The organism is Dokdonella sp., assembly GCF_044227025.1.
Lineage (GTDB): Bacteria > Pseudomonadota > Gammaproteobacteria > Xanthomonadales > Rhodanobacteraceae > Dokdonella_A.
In genome coordinates this window covers 118029-142641 of the sequence record NZ_JBGAFX010000006.1, presented here as the reverse complement: position 1 = coordinate 142641, position 24613 = coordinate 118029, and the positions used below count along the sequence as shown (strand labels likewise).

The 24613-nt window shown below is 68.8% G+C and carries 21 protein-coding genes and 1 pseudogene; 8 read left to right on the top strand and 14 right to left on the bottom strand.

Annotated features, from left to right (window positions below):
* Positions 1 to 6: 6 nt before the first annotated feature.
* The 3 genes from ACILRJ_RS14895 to ACILRJ_RS14885 all read right to left on the bottom strand — a co-directional run bounded on the left by ACILRJ_RS14895 (position 7) and on the right by ACILRJ_RS14885 (position 1903).
* A complete protein-coding gene (locus ACILRJ_RS14895; RefSeq protein ID WP_395683992.1) occupies positions 7 to 219 on the bottom strand; it encodes a hypothetical protein in 213 nt (70 codons plus the stop codon).
* 104 nt (positions 220 to 323) lie between these two features.
* Entirely contained in the window at positions 324 to 1442 is a 1119-nt protein-coding gene (locus ACILRJ_RS14890) for an HlyD family secretion protein (protein ID WP_395683991.1), read from the bottom strand.
* Positions 1439 to 1903 (bottom strand): MarR family winged helix-turn-helix transcriptional regulator, encoded by a 465-nt coding sequence (locus ACILRJ_RS14885; protein WP_395683990.1) that lies wholly within the window; start codon positions 1901 to 1903, stop codon positions 1439 to 1441. The genes ACILRJ_RS14890 and ACILRJ_RS14885 overlap by 4 nt, the downstream gene beginning before the upstream one ends.
* A 110-nt stretch (positions 1904 to 2013) precedes the next feature.
* On the opposite strand from ACILRJ_RS14885, the gene ACILRJ_RS14880 reads away from it, so the two are divergent.
* The 4 genes from ACILRJ_RS14880 (at position 2014) to ACILRJ_RS14865 (ending at position 6995) form a co-directional block, all read left to right on the top strand.
* Positions 2014 to 2574: an O-acetyl-ADP-ribose deacetylase gene (locus tag ACILRJ_RS14880; protein ID WP_395683989.1), complete on the top strand. Its 561-nt coding sequence runs from the start codon at positions 2014 to 2016 to the stop codon at positions 2572 to 2574.
* 80 nt (positions 2575 to 2654) lie between these two features.
* Entirely contained in the window at positions 2655 to 4460 is a 1806-nt protein-coding gene (locus ACILRJ_RS14875; protein ID WP_395683988.1) for an assimilatory sulfite reductase (NADPH) flavoprotein subunit, read from the top strand.
* A gap of 127 nt (positions 4461 to 4587) precedes the next feature.
* The gene (gene cysI, locus ACILRJ_RS14870; protein ID WP_395683987.1) at positions 4588 to 6276 is read left to right on the top strand and encodes an assimilatory sulfite reductase (NADPH) hemoprotein subunit; all 1689 of its coding nucleotides are present in this window, start codon (positions 4588 to 4590) and stop codon (positions 6274 to 6276) included.
* The gene (locus tag ACILRJ_RS14865; RefSeq protein ID WP_395683986.1) at positions 6273 to 6995 is read left to right on the top strand and encodes a phosphoadenylyl-sulfate reductase; all 723 of its coding nucleotides are present in this window, start codon (positions 6273 to 6275) and stop codon (positions 6993 to 6995) included. Before cysI ends, ACILRJ_RS14865 begins: the two co-directional genes overlap by 4 nt.
* A 113-nt stretch (positions 6996 to 7108) precedes the next feature.
* Here ACILRJ_RS14865 and ACILRJ_RS14860 read toward each other — a convergent pair whose 3' ends face one another.
* On the bottom strand, positions 7109 to 8098 hold the full coding sequence (locus tag ACILRJ_RS14860; protein WP_395683985.1) for a LysR substrate-binding domain-containing protein: 990 nt from the start codon (positions 8096 to 8098) through the stop codon (positions 7109 to 7111).
* A 317-nt stretch (positions 8099 to 8415) separates the two neighbouring features.
* Here ACILRJ_RS14860 and cysG point away from each other — a divergent pair, with 317 nt between their 5' ends.
* The gene (gene cysG / locus ACILRJ_RS14855) at positions 8416 to 9840 is read left to right on the top strand and encodes a siroheme synthase CysG (RefSeq protein WP_395683984.1); all 1425 of its coding nucleotides are present in this window, start codon (positions 8416 to 8418) and stop codon (positions 9838 to 9840) included.
* Positions 9841 to 9896: 56 nt separating this feature from the next.
* On the top strand, positions 9897 to 10853 hold the full coding sequence (cysK, locus tag ACILRJ_RS14850) for a cysteine synthase A (RefSeq protein WP_395683983.1): 957 nt from the start codon (positions 9897 to 9899) through the stop codon (positions 10851 to 10853).
* A gap of 18 nt (positions 10854 to 10871) precedes the next feature.
* Here cysK and ACILRJ_RS14845 read toward each other — a convergent pair whose 3' ends face one another.
* The 7 genes and pseudogenes from ACILRJ_RS14845 to pyk form a co-directional block, all read right to left on the bottom strand.
* Positions 10872 to 11570 (bottom strand): aspartate/glutamate racemase family protein, encoded by a 699-nt coding sequence (locus ACILRJ_RS14845; RefSeq protein ID WP_395683982.1) that lies wholly within the window; start codon positions 11568 to 11570, stop codon positions 10872 to 10874.
* Between the two features lie 7 nt (positions 11571 to 11577).
* Positions 11578 to 11907, bottom strand: coding sequence for a DHCW motif cupin fold protein (locus tag ACILRJ_RS14840; RefSeq protein ID WP_395683981.1), 330 nt, complete (start codon positions 11905 to 11907; stop codon positions 11578 to 11580).
* 141 nt (positions 11908 to 12048) lie between these two features.
* Positions 12049 to 13059 carry a class I fructose-bisphosphate aldolase gene (locus ACILRJ_RS14835; RefSeq protein WP_395683980.1) on the bottom strand — a complete coding sequence of 337 codons (1011 nt, stop codon included), beginning with the start codon at positions 13057 to 13059 and terminating at the stop codon, positions 12049 to 12051.
* 104 nt (positions 13060 to 13163) lie between these two features.
* On the bottom strand, positions 13164 to 16169 hold the full coding sequence (locus ACILRJ_RS14830; RefSeq protein ID WP_395683979.1) for a protein kinase domain-containing protein: 3006 nt from the start codon (positions 16167 to 16169) through the stop codon (positions 13164 to 13166).
* A 141-nt stretch (positions 16170 to 16310) separates the two neighbouring features.
* Positions 16311 to 17330, bottom strand: a complete 1020-nt coding sequence (locus tag ACILRJ_RS14825) for a hypothetical protein (protein WP_395683978.1) — start codon at positions 17328 to 17330, stop codon at positions 16311 to 16313.
* A complete protein-coding gene (locus ACILRJ_RS14820) occupies positions 17330 to 17770 on the bottom strand; it encodes an energy transducer TonB (protein WP_395683977.1) in 441 nt (146 codons plus the stop codon). The genes ACILRJ_RS14825 and ACILRJ_RS14820 overlap by 1 nt, the downstream gene beginning before the upstream one ends.
* 732 nt (positions 17771 to 18502) lie before the next feature.
* Positions 18503 to 19951: pseudogene (gene pyk, locus ACILRJ_RS14815) on the bottom strand (pyruvate kinase); the annotation flags it as partial.
* A 66-nt stretch (positions 19952 to 20017) separates the two neighbouring features.
* On the opposite strand from pyk, the gene ACILRJ_RS14810 reads away from it, so the two are divergent.
* Complete coding sequence (locus ACILRJ_RS14810) at positions 20018 to 20599, top strand: PH domain-containing protein (protein WP_395683976.1); 582 nt, start codon at positions 20018 to 20020, stop codon at positions 20597 to 20599.
* Between the two features lie 42 nt (positions 20600 to 20641).
* On the opposite strand, the gene ACILRJ_RS14805 is transcribed toward ACILRJ_RS14810, so the two are convergent.
* The 3 genes from ACILRJ_RS14805 to ACILRJ_RS14795 all read right to left on the bottom strand — a co-directional run bounded on the left by ACILRJ_RS14805 (position 20642) and on the right by ACILRJ_RS14795 (position 23920).
* Entirely contained in the window at positions 20642 to 21280 is a 639-nt protein-coding gene (locus tag ACILRJ_RS14805) for an HAD hydrolase-like protein (RefSeq protein WP_395683975.1), read from the bottom strand.
* Entirely contained in the window at positions 21277 to 22668 is a 1392-nt protein-coding gene (locus ACILRJ_RS14800) for a hypothetical protein (RefSeq protein WP_395683974.1), read from the bottom strand. Before ACILRJ_RS14800 ends, ACILRJ_RS14805 begins: the two co-directional genes overlap by 4 nt.
* Positions 22669 to 22747: 79 nt before the next feature.
* Positions 22748 to 23920 carry a phosphoglycerate kinase gene (locus ACILRJ_RS14795; RefSeq protein ID WP_395683973.1) on the bottom strand — a complete coding sequence of 391 codons (1173 nt, stop codon included), beginning with the start codon at positions 23918 to 23920 and terminating at the stop codon, positions 22748 to 22750.
* A 177-nt stretch (positions 23921 to 24097) separates the two neighbouring features.
* Between ACILRJ_RS14795 and ACILRJ_RS14790 the strand changes: the two genes are divergently transcribed.
* Entirely contained in the window at positions 24098 to 24568 is a 471-nt protein-coding gene (locus ACILRJ_RS14790) for an OsmC family protein (RefSeq protein ID WP_395683972.1), read from the top strand.
* Positions 24569 to 24613 lie beyond the last annotated feature (45 nt).

Genomic DNA, 24613 nt, shown 5'->3' with positions numbered 1-24613 from the left:
CGCGCTTCAACGCAGCGCGTCGCCGAGCGTACTGGCGTGACGCGTGAATGCTGCGCTGGCGATGCGCCGCGCGATCTCGCGGTAGACCGGCGACAGTTCGCCGGTGCGGTCGGTGAAGGCGAAGGCGATGTCTAGCGCCGATGCCGCCGGCGCCGGCGTCGCGTGCTGCTGCCATGCGAAGGTGTCGATCAGCGGTTCAAGTGCGTGTTCGCGAAACATGGTGTGTTTCCGTCAGGTTCAGTCCTTCCCTTCAAGGCCGGTCCTGGGCGCCGTCGAAGGGGAAGGGTGGGTGGGGATGGTGTTGCTCGAGTGGCGCCAACCAGTCAAGGCGCTTGCGCGACGCGTGTCGGCGACGTCGTGTCGCTGCCCTGCCAACGCCCGATCGGCGAGTTCTGCCGGCCGGTGTCGATGTCGACGACCGCACTCATGCCGGCGCGCAGGATCAGGCCATCCTGCTGCGGTGTTTCGAGCGCGAGGCGCACCGGGATGCGCTGCACGATCTTGACCCAGTTGCCGGTCGCGTTCTGCGCCGGCAGCAGCGAGAACTCCGAGCCCGAAGCCGGGCTGATGGAGGCGACGCGCGCCTGCCACTTGCGACCCGGGAACGTGTCCACCTCGATCGAAGCCGGCTGGCCGACAACCACGTGCGTCAGGTCCGTCTCCTTGAAATTCGCATCGACCCACAGCGTGTTCGCGACCAGCGGCATCGCTGCCTGGCCGACGCCGAGGAAATCGCCCGGCTGCAGGCTGGTCTTGCCGATGGTGCCGTCGATCGGCGCGCGCACGGTCGCGTGCTCGAGGTCGAGCCTCGCCTGCGCGAGCTGAGCCAGCGCGAGCTTGTAACCGGCGAGCTGCTCATCGGGCGTGCTCGGCAGGCCACCCAGCATGTTCTGCGCCTTGCTCAGCGCGGCGTTGTTCGAGTCCTGCTTGGCGCGCGCGGCGGCGAGGTTGTTGGCCGCGTCGTCGAGCGCCTGTTGTGCGACCAGGCCGCGCGCGCGCAGCTCCTCCAGGCGCTGGAACTGCTGCTTCTTGTAGTCGAGGTCGGCCACCGCGGAACGCACGTCGGCCTGCGCCGCGCTGTAGCCGCTGCGTGCGGCGTCGAGCAGGCTGCGCACCGACTCGACCTGTGCCTGCATGCGCGCAACCGCGATCTCGAGTGGTTCGGCGTCGATGCGAAACAGCACGTCGCCGCGCTTCACCGCCTGGTTCTCGCGCACGTTCACCTCGACCACGCGGCCACCGATCTGCGGCGCGATCGTGACGCGATCGGCCTGCACATAGGCATTGTCGGTCGAGGCGTAGCGCCCGGAAGTCAGGTAGAGCCAGCCACCGGCGCCGAGCACCAGCGCGGGCCCCAGCACCCACATCAGCATGCGCGTGCGGTTCTTCGCCGGCTTCGGCGCGGCGATCGCGGGTTCGACCTTCGGTTGTTGCTCGGTCATGACTTGCCTCGTTCTTCGGTCGGTGCGCCATCGAGCGCGACCAGGTTGTCCTTGATCTGCGCAAGCACGCGCAGCAGGGCTTCGAAATCGGCGGGCTTCACGCCGCGCAGTGCTTCCTCGCGCAGGCCAGCGCCGATCACTTCCATCTCGTCGACGATCGCGTGGGCCTTGGCCGCCAGGTGCAGGCGCCAGCGCCGGCGGTCGGTGGGATCCGCGCGCCGCTCGACGAAGCCGGTCTTCTCGAGGCGGTCGATCACGCGACCGACCGGGATCGGCTGCATGTCGAGGTTATCGGCCAGCTCGGCCTGGCTCAGCCCCTCGTGGCGGCGTATCACCTTGAGCGCACGCCACTGCGCACGGGTCAGCTGCAGGCGCGTCGCGCGGCGGTCGAAATGCTTGCGCATGAGCCGGGTGACGTCGTGCAGGCGGTAGGCGAACGTGTTGTCGGTGGTCTGGATCATGGATGCCGCGAATATTATGTCCTAGGCAACATAATTTCAATACCCGCAGGTACAAATTGTTTGCAGTGCAGCAAAGATTGCGCACGAATGCTGGTAAAACAATGCATTGCATGAGTCCAGCCAGGCACCACCTGCCGCCCATGAGTCCACTGCTGCAGGTCATCGAAGCCGACATCACGACGCTCGCCGTCGATGCGATCGTCAACGCGGCAAACGAGGCGTTGCTCGGTGGCGGCGGCGTCGACGGAGCGATCCACCGCGCCGCCGGTCCCGGCCTGCTGGCCGCCTGCCGCGCCCTCCCCGAGCTGCGACCGGGCGTGCGGTGCCCGACCGGCGAGGCACGCATCACGCCCGGCTTCGACCTGCCGGCGCGCTGGGTCGTCCATACGGTCGGCCCGGTCTGGCACGGCGGCGACCGCGGCGAAGCCGACCTGCTCGCCGCCTGCTACCGCAACAGCCTGCGACTCGCGCACGCGCACGGCGTCCGCAGCATCGCATTCCCGGCGATCAGCTGCGGCGTGTTCGGATATCCGATCGAGGCGGCCGCGGCGATCGCGGTGCGCGAAGCGCGCGCATGGCTGGCGGGCGCGGACACGCCGACCTCGCTGGTTCTTTGCTGCTTCGGCGGCGCGGTCGCGGCTGCCTGCCGGCGCGAACTGGCGCACGCATAAGCGCATAACCACGCATTCTTTCCGCAGCGGCGCCGGCGCGCCTAGCATCCGGGTTCGTGGACGTTTGGACGTCCAGATGGATGGATGCCGTGCCTGCCGTATCGCCCTTGCCGGCGCTGCCGTTGCCCGAGGAAAAATCCGCCGAGGCCCTGCGCCTGTTCGACGGCCTCGATGCCGGAGCACTGTGGTGGTTGTCCGGCTACGCTGCCGCACTCGCGCGCACCGCGCCTGCGCGCCCGGTCGCGGAGCCGCTGCGCGAAGCACCCGAGCTGGAACGCCTGACCATCCTCCATGGTAGCCAGACCGGCAACGCTCGCCGCGTCGCCGAAAAGCTTGCCCGCGACGCCGAAGGCGCCGGCCTGTCGGTGCGACTGAGCAGCTCGGGCGCGTATCCGATGCGCGAACTAGCACGGGAACGCCTGCTGCTGGTCGTCATCAGCACCCAGGGCGATGGCGACCCGCCCGACGACGCGCGCTCCTTCCTCGAGTTCCTCGCCGGCAAGCGTGCGCCGAGGCTGACCGGGTTGCACTACGGCGTCCTCGCGCTCGGCGACTCCAGCTATCCGAAGTTCTGCGCCATCGGCCGCAACCTCGATGCGCGACTCGCGGAGCTCGGCGCCATCCGTGCGCTCGATCTCGTCGAAGCCGACGTCGACCTCGAAACGGTCGCGAACCCGTGGCGCGCGCGTGCGCTCGCCGGCGCGCGCGAGCTGCTGCGCGGCGCGCCGCTCGCCACGGTCACGCCACTGCGTCCGCAGCCGACCGCCGCTGCCGCGCCTTCGCGCGAGCATCCGTTTGCGGCGCCCGTGCTGGCGAACCAGCGCATCGTCGCGCGCGATGCCGCGCGCGACGTGCGCCATGTCGAGTTTTCGCTGCAAGGCTCCGGCCTCGTCTATGAGCCCGGCGATGCACTCGGCGTGTGGCCGGTGAACCCGCCCGCCGTCGTCGACGCCGTGCTCGCCGCCACCGCGCTCGACGGCGATGCGCTCGTCACGCACGACGGCCGCAGCCTGCCGCTGCGCCAGTGGCTCGCGCGCGAGCGCGAACTGACCCGCCTCGCACGGCCGTTCGTCGCGCTGCATGCCGAACGCAGCCGCGACGCCGACCTCGATCGCCTGCTCGCGCCGGATCGTGCGCCCGAGCTGGCCGCGTTCCTGCGCGCGCGCCAGCCGGTCGACCTGCTGCGCGAGCAGCCGCGGGCGTGGGATGCGCCGTCGCTGGTCGCCGCACTGCGCCCGCTCGCGCCGCGCCTGTATTCGATCGCATCGAGCCGCAAGGCGGTCGGCGACGAGGCGCACCTGACCGTCGGCGTGGTCGATTACGAAGCGTTCGGGACGCGCCATCACGGCAGCGCCTCGCGCCATCTCGCCGATGCGGGCGATGACGCGCTGATGTCGGTCTACATCGAACCGAACGAGCGCTTCCGCCTGCCGCGCGACGGCACGCGCGACCTCGTCATGATCGGTCCCGGCACCGGCGTCGCACCGTTCCGCGGGTTCGTGCAGGAGCGTCGCGAAACCGGCGCAACCGGCCGCAACTGGCTCGTGTTCGGCAACCGCCATTTCGCGAGCGAGTTCCTCTACCAGACCGAATGGCAGGACGCGCTGCGCGACGGGTCGCTCGACCGCCTCGACCTCGCATTCTCGCGCGACAGCGCCGGAACCTACGTGCAGCAGCGCGTGCGCGAACACGGCCGAGAACTGTACGCCCGCCTCGAAGGCGGCGCCCACGTCTACGTCTGCGGCGACGCCATGCGCATGGCGAAGGATGTGCACGCCGCACTGCGCGACGTGCTTGTCGAACACGGCGGCGTCGACCGCGAGCGCGCCGAGGAACACCTGGCGCAACTCGTCGTGGAGGGTCGCTATGCGCGCGATGTCTATTGACGCGGGTCGCGCCTTCGTCGCTGCGCTCAGGGAGAGCGGAGGTTTGCCACGCTGTTGCGCCGGCACATCCATCGATATCCAGCACGATCAGCGGCCGCACACTTCAAGCAGGGTTCCAATCACCCAGATGCCCACCATTCTTTCCGAACTCGAACGCATCAAGGCCGACAGCCGCCACCTGCGCGGCACGCTGCTCGCGACGCTGGCCGATCCAGTCACCGGCGCGATCAGCGATGCCGACAACAAGCTGCTGAAGTTCCACGGCAGCTACCAGCAGGACGACCGCGACCTGCGCGACGAGCGTCGCCTGCAGAAGCTCGAACCGGCGCATTCGTTCATGATCCGCGCGCGCCTGCCCGGCGGCGTGGTGACGCCGGCGCAATGGCTCGCATTCGACGCGATCGCGCGCGACTACGCCAACGGCACGCTGCGCATCACCACGCGCCAGACGTTCCAGTGGCACGGTGTGATCAAGCGCGAGTTGAAGCAGACGATCGCCGCGATCAATGCAACGCTGGTCGACACGATCGCCGCCTGCGGCGACGTCAACCGCACCGTCGTCGCTTCCGCCAATCCGGTCGAATCATCCGCGCACGCACAGGCGTACGGATGGGCGAAGCGCCTGTCCGAGCACCTGCTGCCGAAGACGCGCGCGTACCACGAGATCTGGCTCGACGAGGAAAGGATCGCCGGCAGCGACGAACACGAGCCGCTGTACGGGGCAACCTACCTGCCACGCAAGTTCAAGATCGGCATCGCGGTGCCGCCGACCAACGATGTCGACGTGTTCGCGCAGGACCTCGGCTTCATCGCGATCCTCGAACACGGTGAACTCGCCGGCTTCAACGCCGCGATCGGCGGCGGCATGGGCGCAACGCATGGCGATCCGACCACCTACCCGCGTCTGGCCGACGTAATCGGCTTCGTCACGCCGGAGCAGGTGCTCGCGGTGGCCGAACAGGTGATCGGCGTGCAGCGCGACTGGGGCAACCGCAGCGAGCGCAAGCATGCGCGTCTCAAGTACACGCTCGACCATCACGGCCTCGACGCGTTCGTGGCCGAACTCGAACGCCGCCTCGGCTTCGCGCTCGCGCCAGCGCGCGCGTTCCGTTTCGACCACAACGGCGACCGCTACGGCTGGATCGAAGGCAGCGACGGCCGCGCGCACCTGACCCTGCAGGTCGAAGCCGGCCGCGTCGCCGATCGGCCAGGACAGGCATGGTCGAGCGGACTGCGCGATATAGCGCGCGTGCATCGCGGCGACTTCCGGCTCACCTGCAACCAGAACCTCATCATCGCGAACGTCGAACCCGCCGAACGCGCGACGATCGACGCGCTCGTCGCGCGCCACGGCCTCGACGGCTGGCGTCGCGGCAGCGCGATCCGCCGTCACGCGATCGCCTGTGTCGCGTTGCCAACCTGCGGCCTCGCGATGGCCGAAGCGGAACGCTACCTGCCCGACCTGCTCGAAAAGATCGAGCGCCGGCTCGTCGCGCACGGGCTCGCCGACGCGCCGATCCTGTTGCGGGTGTCCGGCTGCCCGAATGGTTGCTCGCGCCCCTACCTCGGCGAGATCGCGCTGGTCGGTCGCGCGCCGGGTCGCTACGACCTGCGCCTCGGCGCCGATTTCGGCGGGCGCCGGCTCAATCGCCTGCATCGGGAAAACATCGCCGAAACCGAAATCCTCGAAACCCTCGACCTGCTGTTGGCGCTGTACGCGGGCGAGCGCGAAGCGAACGAGGGCTTCGGCGATTTCCTGCTGCGTACCGGCGTGGTTGCGCCGGCGCCGCGCATCGCGGCCGAGGTGGCGCCATGATTCCGCCGGATCTGGTCAGTGCGGCCGAGGATGCCCGCGCCCTCGCCGAACTCAACCGCTGGCTCGGCGAGCAGGCCACCGAAGCGCGCGTCGAATGGATGCTCGACACCCTGCCCGGCAACCAGGTGCTGTCGTCGAGTTTCGGCGCGCAGGCTGCCGCGATGCTGCACGTGGTCACGCGCAGGCGTCGCGACATTCCGGTGATCCTTGTCGATACCGGCTACCTGTTTGCGGAAACGTATCGCTTCGCCGACACGCTGACCGAGCGACTCGGACTCAATCTCAAGGTATACCGTCCGCAGATCGGCATCGCCTGGATGGAAGCACGCCTGGGTCGCCTGTGGGAACAGGGGCTCGACGGCATCGAGCGCTACAACCGCCTGCGCAAGGTCGAGCCGATGCAGCGCGCGCTCGACGAACTCGGAGCGCGCAGCTGGTTTGCAGGCCTGCGTCGCGCGCAATCGGCAAGCCGCGCCGGTACCGACTTCGTCGAACTGCGCAACGGCCGCTGGAAGGCCCACCCGATCGCCGACTGGAGCGACCGCGACATCGGCCGGTATCTCGCGCAACACGCGCTGCCGTACCACCCGCTGTGGGACGAAGGCTACATCTCGATCGGCGACGTGCACACGACGCGCGCATGGCATGCAGGCATGGCCGCCGACGACACGCGCTTCTTCGGCCTCAAGCGCGAATGCGGCCTGCATGTAGAAGTGTGAACACAACCTCGGCGCGGACCAGCGCGGATCGAGCAGCGATTCCTGTCCCTCTGCGCAGGGCCTTGCACCACGCGGACGGGGTGGTTTGGCCCCATCCGCGTCGAGCAGGGGATTCACGCCGCCATGCGCGCCGGATCGAGATCGCGCCAACGTGGCGGCAGCGGCCATTCGTCCGCGGCGATGCCATGGTCGAATGCGCGGCGCACGTCGCGGCGGTCGATGTGCGGGGCGAAGCGCGCGATGAACTCGAGTGCGTATTCGCGCAGCACGCGGTCGCGGCGCAGCACGATCCAGGTCGTGCACGAGGGCAACAGGCCGCCAAGGTCGAGGCCGACGACTTCGCGGTCGGATTCGTCGAGCGCCATCTCGGCAAGCACGCCGACGCCGAGGCCGGCACCGACGTAGGTGCGGATGAGGTCGGCATCGCGCGCGGTGAACGCGAGGCGCAGCGGCAAGCCCGCTTCGTCGAACGCGCGTCGCAATGACGACTCCGGTTTCAGTGAAGATTCGTAGCTGACCAGCGCATGCGCGGACAGCTCGGCCAGGGTCGGCGCATGCCCGGACTTCGTCAACGGGTGGCCACGCGGGACCAGGGCGACGCGATCCCAACGGTAGACCGGCAGGGCGAGCCCGGCGGGAGGCGGCGTTCCGGCGGTCGACACCACCGCAAGATCGGTCAGGCCGCGTTCGAGGAGTTCGAGGATTTCCGCATCACCGCCCGGTTGCAGGTGCACGCCGACTTCCGGGTAGCGCTTGCGCAAGGCGGCGATCGCCGGCGGCAGCGCGTAGCGGGCTTGGGTATGCGTGGTGGCGATGCGCAATTCACCCTGCGCTTCGTTGCGCAGGTTCGCGGCGAGCGCGCGGATGTTCGCGGCTTCGGACTGGATGATGCGGGCGCGTTCGATCACCTGCGCGCCAGCGGCGGTGATCGCTTCGAGGCTCTTGCCGCGACGGGTGAACAGCGTGAAGCCCAGTTCTTCCTCGAGCTGCTTGAGCTGCTTGCTTAGCCCGGGCTGGGTCGCGTGGACGCGCTCGGCGGCGAGGGTGATGTTGAGGCCGGAATCGGCGATGGCGATGAGGTAACGAAGCTGGGTGAGGGTCATGGCGAGGGGTCCGCAGGTGGTCGCAATCGGTTCGTCGAGGCATGGCGGATGGCGGAGCTACAACAGCACATGTGCTTGACCGATGCGTATTTCATGGCAATCCCCTGCGTTCGGACGGCCGGATGGCCGCCCCTGGTCAAGCGAGACTAGCGCATGAATGTTTGGACGTCCATACGTCCATCGCTGGGCGCGCGCCGGTCGACCGCCGCGGCGATAACCCGCGGGCATATCCGCGTCGCCACAAGTCATTTCCACGCAGCCGGGCCGCCACCGAGCATGGAAGACCGCGCTGCAGGCGTCGAATCCGGCCGAATCCCATGAACTTGTTCCCGTTGTTCGTCGACCTGGCGCGCCGCCCGGTGCTCGTCGTCGGTGGCGGCGAGGTGGCCGCGCGCAAGGTCGCCGCGCTGCTCGCGGCGGGCGCGGATGTGACCGTCGGCGCGCCTGCGCTTACGCCCCAGCTGGCGCGGCTGGCGGCCGACCGGCGCATTCACCATCTCGACGGCCCCTACGCGGAGCGCTGGCTCGACGGCAGCTGGCTGGTGGTTGCCGCCACCGCCGACCGCGCGACCAACGAGGCGGTGGCGAGCGACGCCGCGCATCGGCGCCTGTTCGCGAATGTCGTGGACGACGCCGGGCTGTCGACATTCCATGTGCCGGCCATCGTCGACCGCTCGCCGGTGATCGTCGCGATCTCGTCCGGGGGCAGCGCACCGATGCTTGCGCGACGCCTGCGCGAACGTCTGGAAACCCTGCTCGATCCCGACCTCGGCGCGCTCGCGACCCTGCTCGAACGCTTCCGCACGCGTATTCGCACCCGCCTGCCGGCACCCGCCGCGCGTCGGCACTGGTACGACGCGCTGTTCGACAGTCCGCTGATGGCCTTCCTGCGCGCGCGCCAGCCGGCGCTCGCCGAAGCCGCGCTCGAAGCGTCGCTGCACGCGCCGACGGCGCCGGCCGAAGGCCGCGTCGCGCTGGTCGGCGCCGGTCCCGGCGATCCGGGCCTGCTCACGCTGAAGGCGCTGCGTGCGCTGAACCAGGCCGACGTGATCCTGCACGATCGGCTGGTCAGCGCGGAGGTGCTCGCGCTCGCGCGCCGCGACGCCGAGTTCATCGAGGTCGGCAAGCGCGGCGGCGGCCACTCGACATCCCAGGACGCGATCCACCAGCTGATGCTCGAACAGGCGCGCGCCGGGCGCCGCGTCGTGCGCCTCAAGGGCGGCGATCCGTTCGTGTTCGGCCGCGGCGGCGAAGAACTCGAATTCCTGCGCTCGCACGGCGTTCCGTACGAGGTCGTGCCCGGCATTACCGCGGCACTCGCCTGCGCCGCGTACGCGGGCGTGCCGCTGACCCACCGCGACCACGCGCAATCGGTGCGCTTCGTCACCGCACACTGCCGCGACTCGTTCGATGCGCTCGACTGGCGCGCCCTCGCGCAGGAGCGGCAGACGCTCGCGATCTACATGGGCGTGGCCGGGCTCGAACGGTTGCGCGCGCGCCTGCTCGCGCACGGCCGCGCCGCGACGACGCCGTTCGCCCTGGTCGAGAACGGCTCGCGCGCATCGCAGCGGGTCGTCACCGGCACCCTCGGACAGTTGCCGCAAACCGCGAACGCGCACAAAGTAGGCTCGCCGGCGCTGCTGATCCTTGGCGAGGTCGCGGCACTTGCCGAAACCCTGCACTGGTACGGCGCGCCGCCGCTCGTAGCGCTGCGCGAACTGTCCATCCCGCACGCCGCTTGACGTTTTCCGCATGGACTGCCCGGCACAGCAGACCGCATCGACCTGAGGACACCGACATGATCCACGACAGCATTCTCGACACCATCGGCCGCACGCCGGTAGCCAGGCTGCACCGAATCGCCCCGAAGCACGTCGAGTTGTACGTGAAGGTGGAGGCATTCAATCCTGGCGGTTCGGTCAAGGACCGCCTCGCGCTCGCGATCGTGCTCGACGCCGAAGCGAAAGGCTTGCTCAAGCCCGGCGACACGATCGTCGAAGCGACTTCCGGCAATACCGGCGTCGCGCTTGCGATGGTTGCTGCCGCACGCGGCTACAAGTTCGTCGCGATCATGACCGAGACGTTCTCGATCGAGCGGCGCAAGCTCATGCGCGCCTACGGCGCGAAGGTGATCCTTACCGCAGCCGCCGAACGCGGCAGCGGCATGGTGAAGAAGGCCGAGGAACTGGCGAAGAAGCACGGCTGGTTCCTCGCGCGCCAGTTCCAGAATCCCGCCAATCCTGCGTATCACCGCCAGACCACGGCAGCGGAAATCCTGCGCGACTTCGCCGGCCGGCGCCTCGACTATTTCGTCAGCGGCTGGGGCACCGGCGGCACCCTGACCGGCGTCGGCGAGGTGCTGCGTGTCGCGCGGCCGGAAGTGCGGATCATCGCGACCGAACCCGCCGGCGCCGCGCTGCTGTCGGGCAACGAGTGGAAACCGCACAAGATCCAGGGCTGGACGCCGGACTTCGTTCCCGACGTGCTCGACCGCAAGGTCGCGCATGCGATCGAGCCGGTCGACGACGTCGTCGCACGCGACACCGCGCGCCGCCTCGCCGCCGAGGAAGGCATCTTCGTCGGCATCTCCTCCGGCGCCACGCTCGCCGCGGCGCTGAAGGTGGCCGAAGGTGCACCGAAGGATTCGGTGCTGCTCGCGATGCTGCCGGATACCGGCGAACGCTATCTGTCGACGTTCCTGTTCGAGGGCGTAAACGAAGGTTCCGACGACGAGTGGCTGGCATCGCTCGGCTGAACGCCAGCCTCCCCGGCGCTACGTCGTCGCCAGTGCCGCCTCGACCGCGGCATCGGCGTGCAGCGCAGTCGTGTCGAACAGCGGGACGCTGGCGTCGGCGGGGCCGACCAGCAGCGAGATCTCTGTGCAGCCGAGCACGATCGCCTGCGCGCCACGCGCCACCATCTCGCGCATGATGCCGCGATAGGCTTCGCGCGACGCGTCGCGGATCATGCCGAGGCAGAGCTCTTCGTAGATCACGCGATGCACCACTTCGCGGCTGGCGGCGTCGGGCACCAGCACGTCGAGTCCGTGAACGTCGCGCAGGCGCTCGCGGTAGAACGCCTGTTCCATCGTGAAGCGGGTGCCGAGCAGCCCGACGCGCCCTAAGCCGGCACGCCGGATCGCCGCGCCGGTCGGATCGGCGATGTGCAGCAGCGGAACGGCGACCGCTGCCTCGATGGCACCGGCGACCTTGTGCATCGTGTTCGTGCAGAGGACGAGCAGGTCGGCACCTGCGCGTTCGAGCGCGCGCGCCGCATCGGCGAGCACGACGCCGGCTGCGTCCCAGTCGCCCGCCTGCTGCAGGCGTTCGATGGCATGGAAGTCGACGCTGTAGAGCACGAGGCGCGCCGAATGCAGGCCGCCCAGGCGACCTTTCACGCCCTCGTTGACGAGGCGGTAGTAGCCCGCGCTCGATTCCCAGCTCATGCCGCCGATCAGGCCAATGGTCTTCATCCGCGCCTCAGTCGACGATGAACAGGCGAGCCCCGGCATCGGTCGACGACCGATGCGCTTCCGCGCCATCGCCGACCTGGTAACTCATGCCGGGCGTGAGCGTGAAGTGGCGGCCGTCCTCGAGCTCGGTGCGCAGCTCCCCTTCGACACACAGGAGGATATGGCCCTTGCGGCACCAGTGATCGGCGCGATAGCCGGCGGAATAATCGACCATGCGCACGCGCAACGGGCCGAATTCGCGCGTGCGCCAGTACGCGACACCGCGCTCGCCCGCGTGTTCGCTCGGCTCGAGTCGCGCCCAGTCGGTCGTGTCGAATCCGAACGCCGGCATCTGCATGCAAATCCCCCGCGTCGCCGCGAAAGCCACGGCTGCAACAGCGTAGCGCGGATGGCATGACGTGCGCCTGCGCCCGGAAATGAAAACGGGCGCCGCGGCGCCCGTTTCGTTGCTTCGATGCGATCCGGGGGATCGCGTGGCTCACGCCACCTTTTTCCACTGGCCGAGGGCGGCGAGTCCGTTCTGGCGCGCGCGCAGCACGACCATGTCCTGGGCGGCCTTGAAGTTCGCCTGCATGTCCTTGCCCCACAGCTGCAGCGCGGCGGTCTGCATCGCGCGGCCGTAGGAGAACGACAGCGGCCACGGGTGCGGGCCCATCTGGTTCATCGCGTTGAGATGCGCGGTCGCCTGCTCGTCGCTCTGGCCGCCGGAAAGGAACACGATGCCCGGCAGCGTCGCCGGCACTGCGGACTTGAGGCAGCGCACGGTCGCGTCGGCGACTTCGTCGGCGTCGGCCTGGTCCGGGCAGTCCTTGCCGGACACGACCATGCTCGCCTTTAGGATCGTGCCTTCGAGCAGCACGTTCTGCTCGTACAGCGCGCCGAACAGCGATCGCAATGTCGCCTCGGTGACTTCGTAGCAGACGTCGAGGTCGTGGTCACCGTCCATCAGCACTTCCGGTTCGACCATCGGCACGATGCCCGCTTCCTGGCACAGCGCGGCGTAGCGCGCGAGCGCATGCGAGTTCGCCTCGATGCAGGTCCCGCTCGGCGTGTCCTCGCCGATCGTGATGACCGCGCGCCACTTGGCGAACTTGGCGCCGAGGCGCGCGTATTCGGCGAGGCGCTCGCGCAGGCCGTCGAGGCCTTCGGTGACGAGCTCGCCCGGGAAACCGGCCAGCGGCTTGGCGCCTAGGTCGACCTTGATGCCGGGCAGGATGCCGGCGTCCATCATGATCTTGGTGAACGGCACGCCGGCCTTGGTCGCCTGGCGGATCGTTTCATCGTAAAGAATTGCGCCGGAGATGTGCTCGCCGAGTTTCGGCGCGGTCAGCAGCATCTCGCGGTAGGCGCGGCGGTTTTCCTCGGTGTTCGGCACGCCGACCGAATCGAAGCGCTTCTTGATCGTGGCGGTCGACTCGTCGATCGCGATGATGCCCTTGCCCGGTGCGACCATCGCCTGGGCGACGCTTTCAAGCTCTTCGATGCTCATCAAGGACTCCGTGGAACGAAAGGACGCCGCGGCCGCGCAGTGCCGGCCGGAGCGGGAAAATTTCAGGGGCGACGATTATAGGCCAGTTCCGCCGCAGTGGGCGTTCAGCCGGACGGCTCCGGCACGAGCAGGGCTTCGTGCAGCGGCGGTGGCAGCCTGGCGGTGTCGACCGCGAACAGGCCGCCGGCGTTGTTGCCCATCCAGAGAACGCCGGTGGCGGGATCGAGGTCGATCGCGCCGATCTCGCGCAGCTCGCTGCGTCGGGCTGCGGCGATGCGCACGCTCAGGCCTGCGGCCGCGCGTTCGAACACGCAATGCACGATCACGCCACGGCCCGCGGCGTACACCCCCTGCCCTTCGCGGTCAACGGCGAGACCGAACAACGCATCGTCCAGATCCGGCACGCGCAGCAGATGCCGCTCATCGATATCCCAGACATGAACGCGCGTCGGCTCCGTGCCAAGCACGACGACGATGTGCGCGTTCGGCACCTCGACCAGACGATAGCCGCCGTGGCTGTCGATCGGCATCGAGCGCGCACGCCAGCGCCCGTCGACGCGATCGAGCGCAATCAGGCGGTCGTTCCAGGTACCGACCAGCGCGTGCGTCGCGCTGGCGTCGATCCAGAACGCATGCAGGTTCGTATCGGGCGCGCCGGTCAACGCGCGCAGGTCGATCGTCTCTTCTTCTTCCAGCGTCGGCCAGCGCCAGCGCTTGAGCGTTCCGTCGGACGAGCTCGACCACAACGAGCCGTTGGCGAGCACGAGCTGGTTGACGAGATAGTCGTGGCCGCGCGTGCGCCACTGCACGTCCATCGCCGGCAGGTTCCAGATCGCGAGCGTGCGATCGTCCGATGCGCTGGCCAGGTGCTCGGCATCGCCCGCCAGTGCGGTCACGCCGTCGGTGTGCAGCGCGTGGTGCTTGATCGCGCCGTGCGAGAGCTCGTGCAACGTGCCGTCGCGTGAGCCGACGAACACTGCCGCGGGTTGCGTGGTCGCATGCAGAGCCCAGGTTTCCTGCGTGCCGAGCGCGTGCTGCTCGGCCAGCGGCAATACACCGTAGTCGAGCCATGCGAGCTTGTGGGTATTCGTGTCGAGCGCGAGCACGCCACTGCCGTCGGCGTGTAGCCCACCGCTCGCGCTGACGATGTCTTCGCTGCGCTCGGAAAGGAATGCGCCGTCGCGCACGAGCGCGATGCCGCGATCGCCCGCGGCAAGCAGGGTCGGCGCATCGGCGATCCACGCCAGCGCCTGCGCACCCTGTGGCAGCGACAGCACCAGCGGCGCGGCATGCCCGGCAAGGTCGAGTACCAGCAATTCAGGCCCGCTTGCGGCCAGCGCCAAACGCCCCGGCGCGTCGAGCAGGGCAATCTCGCGCACGCCACCAAGGTCGAGCGCCTGGTCGAGTACGGGCGTACCGTCGCGACGCCAGACACGCACGCGCTTTGCATCCCCGGTGACCAGCGCGACCTGTTCGCGCGACAACGCGACCGCTTGCGCGGAAGTTGTTTCAGGCCACTTCGCCACCTCCTTGAACGCATCGCCATCGCGCCGGTACAGCACCGCACCTTGCGTCGACACGACGAGCGCCGCGCGACCATCCGGCGCGAGCGTCAGCATCGACGCGGCATCGATCGCGCCCGGCAGGCGCGCCAGCGGCCGTGCCGCGCCTTTGAGCGGATCGACCGCGCGCAGCTCGGCGCCTTCGAGCACGGCGAGACTGCCGTCTTCGAGCGCACCGATGAGGCGCTGGCCCGCCGGCAACGTGACGCGACTCGCCTCGACATCGCGGTCGAGGGGACGCAGGTACCAGCCATCGGCCGAGGCGAGCACGGCGACATCGAGCGTGCGCGTGAGCACGCTGCGCGCGTCGACCGGGACCCTCAACTCGGCGCGGCGGCGCAGCCAGCCCTTCGGCTGGGCTTCGATCGTCGCCACGCCGGGCGCGGCTTCTTCCGCCGAAGGGGCGCTCGCGGAAGGCGGCGCCGAAGCATTTCGATGCTGTGCGTACCGGAACGCCGCCGCGACGAGCAGGGCTGCCGCAAGCGCGAGTGCGATGGCGAACGTGCGCCGCGGCGAACGCGCGACCACGAGTCGCGTCGTCCCCGGTGCCGGCGCGGTGAGGCGCGGTGCCGGTCGCGTCGGCGCGCCCACCGGCGCCTGCGCGGTGCGTTCGTCAAGACCGAGCGCGTGCGCGAACGCCTCGACCGAGGCGTGACGCTCGTCCGGATCGACCGCAAGCGCGACCGCGAGCGCCTGCACCACGGCAGCCGGCGTACCGGTCGGCAGTTCCGCGGTGATGCCCGCCGGCGCCCGCGCGAGGCCTTCGAGGCTGATCTCGCTGAAGCTGCGCCCGCTGCGCAACGGTCGACCGCGCAGCATTTCGGCGATGAGCAGCGCCAATGCGTACTGATCGGTCGCGAGCGTGACCGGATAGCCGTAAAACTGCTCCGGCGCGAAATACTGCGGCGTGCCGATCACGAGTCCCGTCTGGGTCAGGCGCGTCGGCGCATCGGCGCCCTCGTCAACGAGGCGCGCGATGCCGAAGTCGAGCAGCTTGACGCGCTCGCCGCCGGCATCGCGCACGATGAAGACATTGTCGGGCTTGAGGTCGCGATGGACGATGCCACGCCCGTGCGCGTACGACAGCGCAGCGACGATGCCGCGCAGGATCGGCACGCAGTCCGGCCAGGACAGTCCGCGCGGCGCGTCTGCGATGCGTCGCGCGAGACTGTCGCCGACGAGCAATTCCATGACGTAGTACGGTACGTCGCCGGGCGATACGTCGAAGTCGTGCACCTCGACGACATTCGGGTGGTGCAGGCCGGCCAGCAGGCGCGCCTCGCGCAGGAAGCGCTCGCGGAACGCCGCATCGCCGAGCCCCGGCTGCAGCAGCTTGACCGCGACGTCCCGCCCGAGCGTCGCATGCGTGCCGCGCAGCACCACGCCCATGCCGCCGCTGCCGATGAGGTCGACAAGGCGGTACTTGCCGAACATCTGCCCGACGAACGTGCGCGCGTCCGCGGCGACGGTGGCAGCGTCGCAACGCGGACAGCGATCGATACCTGCGGCCGTCGCAAGACCGCACGCGGTGCAAACCCTGAAGTCCATCCGGACCCGCCCCTGGGCGACCGCGCCATGGTGTCGGCGGGACCGGTGCGCGTCAATGCCGCCGAGCCGAACGGCAGGAATCGCTCCTGCAGCGCCGAGCTTGCGCGGCTCAGCGGTCGCGAGAGCCGCGGGGCATCCTGATCAGTATGGCCCGTTCCAGCGCTGCGCGATGCCGACCGCGAAGCCGGGATCGTCGGAAACTCCAAGGCGCAGCGTCTGCCCGCCGATCGAGCTGTCGACCAGCACGATGCCCTTTTCCTCGTCGAGATCATCGGCGAAGTCGGCAACGACAAAGCCTTCGAGGAGCCAGCGGAACGCGCCGGTGAAATCCGGGCACGCGCCATTGGCGGACAGGTTGTGTTCGCTGCCCTCCTGCGAGGTCCAATAGTAGATGCCGCGTCCGCCACACGCCTTCGTCGGCGGCGGCCGGTACACCAGGCCGCCAAGGCCGTCGCCGACTTCGGTGAACAACAGCGTGCTCGCGCGCAGCAGTTCCTGCATCTTCGGTGAATAGTCGTCGGTCATCGCCGATTCCGGCGTGCCCCAGTCCGTGACGATCGCGCCGTACGCATCGCGCAGCGACGCCACCCGGGTCATCCCGTGGTCGCCGATGCGGATCGCGCCCAGCGTGCGCTGCAGCGAAACGAACTCCGGCGGCAATGCGAATCCGAGGCGTTTTTCCGCGGCGGCGATCGCCGCCGCATCGACCGGCGTGCCGGCTTCGATGTCCAGCTCTACGCCGTTGTCGCGCGCGAGCGATCGCAACGCATCGATGTAGGCGCCGACGCGTTCGCCATACGGTCGCTGCACATCGAGCAGGTGTCTGGACGTCGACGCCATGTCGAGCAAGCGCAGGGCCTGCGTACCCGCATGCGCCACCGGCTTGCCGGCGCCGTTGTTCGTCGTGTAGCGACCGCGCACCTGCAGTACACGCGTCGCCGGAGCGAGGTCGAAGCGGCAGCCCGGCTCCGCCGCCGCGTTGCCGGCCTCCTTGCCCTTCAACGTGCAGACGGTCTTGCCGTCGGCGAGAATCACGAGATCGACTTCGATGCCCCGCCACAGCAACGCCGACAGCTCGAACGGTGCAGCCGCTGCCTGATGCATTGATGCGAGCCCGCACAGCACGATGGCTGCCGCGCAGGCGCGCTTCCATCCCGCCATCAGTGATCTTTCCAGGCGAGCTTGTCGATCTGGCATTGCTGCATGACCGCGGTGCGCGCCGCGGCATCCTGCGGCAGGTTGAACGGGAAGATCAGCCAGCTGAACACGCGGTCGCGACCCGCGTTCGACACGGTCGGCTCGAAGCGGATGTTCTTCGCCATGCTCCCGGCGATCTTCGCGAGGTCGCCACCCGGCACTACGCGCTGCACCTTGATCGTGCTGGTGCTGCCATCCTTCTCGACCACGAACGAGACCGCGGCACAGCCGGGTGAGCTGATGTTCTTGGCGATGTTCGGCACATCGGCCTCGACCGATGAATTGATCAGCACCCACGAACCCGCGAGCTTGTCGGGCACGACCACGCGCGGAGGAGCGTCGGACTGCGCGAAAGCGATGCCGCCGCTGACCAGCAACAACAATGCAACGATGCGACGCGACATGGCAGCCCTCCGTGAATTCCTGCGATCCGGTTGATCGCTGCCCGCATCTTACGACTGTGCGCGTGTGCGCGCAGCAGCATCGGAGCCGGCGTTCGCCGGCGCTTCAGCCTGCGGCGGCATGCCGCCATGGCGGATGCGTTGGAGCACGCCGGTCAAACCGCGTGCGCCGAGTGTCAACGCCATCCCGAAACCCATCTGCAACAACCAGTAAAGGGCGACCTGCACGAACTTCGCGAGGCGCATCTCCCGGTCCGCGATCGCGCCGACGATCAGTTGCTGGATCTCGTAGTGCGCGAAACCGACCAGTCCTTGGACGAAGAAATACATGCCAAGCACACTCAGTGCAATCCACTGCACATGCGCAGCCGCGATCGGACTCTCGAGCACCTGCTGGCTGCTCCGGGTGGAGGCCATGCGCGCGAGCGGGCCGGGATAAAGCCACAGGAAAAATGCGACAAGCAGGGTCAGCACGAACGCAACCAGGGCGGGAACGAGTTCCAGGGCAGCGGTTCCGTCCCGCAGCGCGAGGCACATCGAGAGCACACCGCCAAGCGTACTTACCGCGAGCAGCACCGCGCCGAGGCGAATCACGATGCAAAGGATCGAATACAGCGATGTACGCATGGCGCAACCTCCAATCCGCCGACAGGCCAATGGGGGCAACCGCTTCTGTGGGAGCGGCGCAAGCCGCGATGCCTTCTCGCAGGGTGGAGCGAAGAGCATCGCGGCTTGCTCAGCGACGCCTTCGTTGCCGACCTGCAGCAGCTTGAGCGTATTGGTGCCGCCGCCCTGCCCGGTGTGGTCGCCATTGGTGATCAGCACGCGATCGCCGACCGCGAGGTGGCCGAGGCGGAACAGGTGCTGGATCGCGTCGCGCGAGGCCTGCGTCGGTCCCGCGCCGTGCGCATCGAACTCGACCGGATTCACGTCGCGGTACAGCAGCATGCGCCGGCGCGCCGCGGCATTGCGCGAGAGCGCGTAGATCGGCACGGTCGAGCGGTAACGCGACAGCCACTGCGCGGTCGCGCCGCTCTCGGTCAGCGCGATGATCGCGCGCACGCCGACCTGGTCGGCGAGGAACATCGCGGCGAGCGCGATCGCCTGGTCGGTGCGATCGAGCCGGTGCATGCCAGGACTCATGTCTTCGGTCGGCTCGAACTGGCGCTCGGCGCCGAGGCAGACGCGGCGCATCGCCGCAACCGCCTTGTCCGGGTGTTTGCCGGCCGCGGTTTCCTGCGACAGCATGACCGCATCGGTGCCGTCGATGACCGCGTTGGCGACATCGAGCACTTCCGCGCGCGTCGGGATCGGCGACTCGACCATCGACTGCATCATCTGCGTCGCGGTGATCACGACACGACTCTGCGCCAGCGCCTCGCGGATGATCTTCTTCTGCAGGCCCGGCAGCTCGGCATCGCCAATCTCCACGCCGAGGTCGCCGCGCGCGACCATCACCGCATCCGACGCGTCGACGATTTCGGAAAGATTCGTGATCGCCTCGGCGCGCTCGATCTTCGCGACCAGGGCGGCATTTCCGCCGGCCTCGCGCAGCAGGCGGCGCGCCTGCTCGATGTCGTCGGCGGTCTTCACGAAGGAAACCGCGAGGAAATCCGCGCCGAGCTCGGCCGCCAGCTTGATGTCGTTGCGGTCCTTGTCCGACAACGCGGCGACGGTGAGGCCGCCGCCCAGGCGATTGATCCCCTTGCGGTCGGACAGGCGTCCGCCGATCAGCACGCTGCAACGCACTTCGCGACCAACCACCTCGACGACCTCGAGCGAAACGAGGCCGTCGTCGAGCATGAGCACGTCGGCCGGCTTCACGTCACGCCAGAGGTCGTGATAGCTGACGCCGACGCGGGTAGCGTCGCCGGCCGGCGCATCGTCACTGCAGTCAAGCGTGAACGGCTGGCCCGGCTCGATCTCGATCGGACCGTTCGCGAAGCGCTCGATGCGGATCTTCGGGCCCTGCAGGTCGGCCAGCACGGCGACCTCGATGCCGAGCTCGGCCGCCGCGGCGCGTACGGCAGCGGCGCGCAGCTTGTGGTCCTCGGCACTGCCATGTGACAGGTTCAGCCGCACGACGTTGACGCCCTCGGCGATCAGTCGCTTCAGCGCTCCCGGCGCGTCGGTCGCGGGACCGAGCGTGGCGATGATCTTGGTGCGACGGATCTGCTCGAGCATCACGCGATTTCCTTTCCGGGCAAGCTTGTTAAGCTAGCACAGGCTCCGCACCGACAGGCATCGCCGATGAGCAGCGCCGGCGTGACGAACCTCGCCCTTTCCGCATCGATGCAGCGCCCGCTGCGCTGGCTGCTGGCGCTCGCATTGCTGCTGCCGCTCACGCTGGTCGCCGCCTCGCTCGCGCTGACGTGGTCGCTGGCGCGGACGACGCCCGTGGTGCTGGTCGCACCCGCCGCCGTGTTCGCCACCACGCTCGCTATGTACCTCGGGTTGCGGCGCAGGTTCGCACGCATCCATGCGCGCATCGAAGATGGTCGCCTGCACCTCGAAACCGGCTTCAGCCGGCGCGACTACGCCCTTGCCGAACTCGCCGCGAATGGCATGCGCGTGGTCGACCTCGATGCCGAACGCGATCATCGACCCGGCCTGCGCACCTGGGGCATCGGCCTTCCCGAGCTTGCCTCGGGCTGGTTCCGCCTGCGCGATGGCGAGCGTGCGCTGTGCATCCTTACCGGCGCATGGAACCGGGTCTGCCTGCTGCGCGCGCACGATGGCACGCGCATCCTGCTTTCGCTCGCCGATCCGGCAACCCTGCACGCCGCACTGGCGTCGGCGCGACCTGTCCGCGGTGTGGACGGCAGCGCGTGAAGCGGGGCGCGTGACGGCGGCACGCGCGCTGCGCGTACCGCCCTACGACAGCAGGGCGGGCAGTTCTTGCGGCGTCGTCGCGATCGCGTCGGCACCGGCATCGCGCAGTTCCTCGCGGCTGCCGAAGCCCCAGCCGACGCCGATTGCGCGCACGCCGTTGGCGCGTGCGCCCTCGATGTCGAAGTGGCGGTCGCCGACCATCGCCGCGTGTTCCGGCGCAACGCCGAAGTCGCTGAGCGCACGCGCGATCATCGTCGCCTTTTCACTGTGCGTGCTGCCCGCCGCAGCGGCGTAGACCCGCTCGAATTGCGCGCCGAACGGCAGGCTCTGCACGATCCTGCCCGCGTGCAGCTCGACCTTGGTGGTGACCACCGCGAGTCGCGTGCCGCGCGCGGCGAGCGCGTCAATCACCGCATCGATGCCTGCATACGGCGTGTGCTCGGTCCAGCCGATCGTCGTGAAGCGCTCGCTGTAGTGCGCGACCGCCTGCTCGGTGCGCGCGGGATCGTCGCCGAGCACGAGCGGGAACGTCGCGCGCAACGGCGGGCCGATCCAGCCGCGCAGCGTTTCGCGCGGCGGAGCGGTCGCGCCGAGACGACCAAGCGCGTATTCGATCGACTGGACGATGCCGGTTTCGGAATCGATCAGGGTTCCATCGAGATCGAACAGCGCAAGCTTCACCCGTTGAATCCGTTCTTGAAGATGACGTCACTCGATGCGCCGCGCTGCAGGTTCAGCACGAAGCCGTCGGTGGTCGCGCTCGCGACGCTGACGGTGAACGCGTTGCCGGGCGCAGTCCAGGTTTCGCCGACCTTGAACATCGAGCCTTCGTTGTTCGACACGTTGGCAGGCGGCACGCTGGCGTCGACGCTCCATGCCGGCGCATCGCGATCGGTCTTCACCTCGTGGATGATGACCGCGTCGCCGGCGAGATTCGCCTCGTAATTGCCGACGCGCTTGCGTGCCTCGATCACGTAGTAATGCGTGGCCGGCTCCGGTGCCGGCAGGGTCACGACGATCATCTGCACGTGGGTCGAACCAATCAGGCTGGCGCGGTCGAGCACGATGCCGTTGACCGCGCCATTGGTCGACACCGTCAGCTTGCGCGCCGCATCGATCCAGCCGAGGTGGTCGCGCGACCAGATGCCGATGTGCTTGGGCTGCGCGCCATAGGTCGCATCGCTGCCGGCGTTGTGCCAGCTGTCGCTCATCACGTCCCACGGATTGTCGTAGGTGTCGGAATCGAGGTCGGAATTGTTCGCATGCGGCAGGCCGAAGCCGTGTCCCATCTCGTGCGCGAGCGGCGCCTCGTTCGCATACCCCCACGGTGGCTCCCACGTCACGTACCAGACCTTCGACACGCCATCGAGGGTCGCATAGCGGCTGCCGCCCCAGGCAAAGCCGTCGAGGTCGTCGTTGTAGAACGTGTTGACGCCGACGAAACCGGCGAAGTTGACCGTGCTGTCGGCAACCGCCGTGCAGTCATTGAACAGGTTCGTGAGGTTGGCGGAGCCGCTTGCCGGCACGTAGTACGAACGCGGATGCGGCAACGTGAACCAGCCATACGCGGTGCTGCCAGCGACATTCACCTTGTTGTAGGACACCTCTCGCCAGTAATGATCGAGGCGACCGGGCTGGTTCGACAACATCGTGCCGAAATAGGCGAGATCGTGCGGCTGCGCGGCGACGTCGCTGAACTTGCACGCGAGCGTGACCCACGGCTGCGCACCTGCGACGCGCGGAGTCTGCGGTGCATCGGCCGTCGGCGTCGCGTCGACCATCGCCTCCGGCGCGAGGCGCCCGCCGATCCACGGACCCGGCTGCAGGCTGAGCGCGACCTTGCGACCGGCCAGGTCGAACAGGTTGCCGGCGGCGCGCAAGGCGCTGTCGGTGTCGAGGGGGCGTCGCATGCCACTTGCGTCGACGAGAGACACCTCGAACTGCGCCGCTTGCGACGAACCCGGCGACGGGTCGCCCCAGAGCAGTTCCAGCGTGCCCTGCTCGATCGCCTGCGCATGCAGGCCGGCGCCCGCGAGCAACAGCGGCAATGCGCAAAAACGGGATTTCATGGCAGCGTCCAGCCTAGTTGTCGAGATGCACACCTTAGCAAGGAGCGCGCGCGCCGCCTGCGACCGCGCGCACATCCCGTCAGCCGCGCGCATCGAGCGCGACGACCGCAGGCAGTTCCTTGCCTTCGAGGAATTCGAGGAAGGCGCCGCCGCCGGTCGAGATATAGGACACCTTGTCGGCGACGCCGTATTTCTCGATCGCCGCGAGCGTGTCGCCGCCGCCGGCGATCGAAAATGCGTCCGATGCGGCGATCGCGCGCGCGAGCGTCTCGGTGCCCTTGCCGAACGCATCGAACTCGAACACGCCGACCGGGCCGTTCCAGACCACGGTGCCTGCCTTCGCGATCAGTTCGGCATAACGCTGCGCGGTGTCCGGCCCGATGTCGAGGATCAGGTCGCCGTCACCGACGTCCTCGACCTTCTTCACCGTCGCCGGCGCATCGGCCTTGAAGTCGGGCGCGACGACCACATCGGTCGGCACCGGCACGTCGGCGCCGCGCGCCTTCGCCGCGGCGATGATGCGCCTGGCGGTGTCGACCAGGTCCATCTCGACCAGCGACTTGCCGACCTTGTGGCCAGCGGCGGCGATGAACGTGTTCGCGATTCCGCCGCCGACGATGAGCTGGTCGACCTTGCCGACCAGTGTTTCGAGCAGGGCGAGCTTGGTCGAAACCTTCGAGCCCGCGACGATCGCGAGCAGCGGCCGCGCCGGATGTTCGAGCGCCTTCGCGAGCGCGTCGAGTTCGGCCATCAGCAACGGTCCGCCCGCGGCGACCCTGGCGAAGCGGATCGCACCATGCGTCGACGCCTGTGCGCGATGCGAGGTGCCGAACGCGTCCATCACATAGACATCGCACAGCGCGGCATACTTCTTCGACAGCGCCTCGTCGTCCTTGCCCTCGCCGACATTCATGCGGCAGTTTTCGAGCAGCACGAGCTGGCCGGGCTTCACGTCGACACCATCGAGCCAGTCGCGCACGAGCGGCACCTCGCGACCGAGCAGTTCACCGATACGCTTCGCCACCGGCGCGAGTGAATCCTCGGCACTCCACGCGCCTTCCTTCGGGCGGCCGAGGTGCGACATGACCATCACCGCCGCACCCTTGGCGAGCGCCAGTTTGAGGGTCGGCAATGCGGCGAGGATGCGCGTCTCGGACGTGATGCGGCCATCCTCGATCGGCACGTTGAGATCCTCGCGGATCAGCACGCGCCTGCCGGCAAGGTCGAGATCGTTCATGCGCACGACGGACATCGGAAGTTCCCGGGTCTGGAAGAACGCGCATTATCGCCGAAGCCGCGCGCGCCACGGCAATGGTTTGGGAGCCCGCCGCAGCGCGCGAACCGCATGGCACCGTGCGACCGCCCGCGAAGTGGCCCGCGCCTGCCTGCCCGTGCGGCGCTATCCTGCCCATGTCCCGACGGAGTCCGCATGAGCACGCACGGTGCAACGATCGCATGGCAGCGCGGCGACGCGGGTTTCGCCGACGGGCGCTATTCGCGCCGGCACGAATGGCGCTTCGATGGCGGCGCCATCGTTGCCGCGTCGCCCTCGCCGCAGGTGGTGCCCGCGCCGTGGTCGGACGCGTCCGCGGTCGACCCCGAGGAAGCGTTCGTCGCCGCGATCGCGAGCTGCCACATGCTGTGGTTCCTTTCGCTCGCGGCCGAGCGCGGGCTGGTGGTCGAGTCCTACGTCGACGAGGCGATCGGCACGATGGCGCGCATCGCCGCGGGGCGACAGGCGATCACCGAGGTCGTGCTGCGTCCGCGCATCGCGTTCGCAGGCGCGATGCCCGAGGCGGCCATCGTCGCCGGCTTGCACGACGCCGCGCACGAACGCTGTTTCATCGCGAACTCGGTGAAGACCGCGATCAAGGTCGAGCCCCGTGCGGTTGAGGGCTGAGGGCCGGCAAGCATCGCGGCTTGTGCCGCTCCCACACAAGACTGT